Consider the following 313-nt stretch of genomic DNA (forward strand, 5'->3'; position numbering starts at 1 on the left):
TGATAATTCTTTCCGTTCGCTAGGCATGCTTTTGCGATATCAATGCGTTCTTCTACAGTCGTTTTTCTTCCTTTAGTCATAGTTTGGCTCATTCCTTTACCCGAATCTTTTAATTCACTATGACTAGGTTCTGTCTAAAAACTATTTCCACCCCATGATACAATGGTGTAAATCAGAAAATGGGGTGGATGAAATGGCGCCAAGTCGTTACGAATTAACAGATGAACAGTGGAAACAAATTGAAGGGTTCTTCCCACCGTACACAACCGGTCGTCCTTCGAAACGAAGTAACCGTGAGATGTTCAATGCGATG

The 313-nt window shown here is 41.2% G+C and carries 1 pseudogene; it reads left to right on the forward strand.

What is annotated here, in order from left to right:
* Positions 1 to 193: 193 nt before the first annotated feature.
* A pseudogene (locus tag DDE80_RS15865) lies at positions 194 to 313 on the forward strand (IS5-like element ISLpl3 family transposase); the annotation flags it as partial.

It is taken from the genome of Metalysinibacillus jejuensis (genome assembly GCF_003057615.1).
Classification (GTDB): Bacteria; Bacillota; Bacilli; order Bacillales_A; family Planococcaceae; genus Metalysinibacillus; species Metalysinibacillus jejuensis.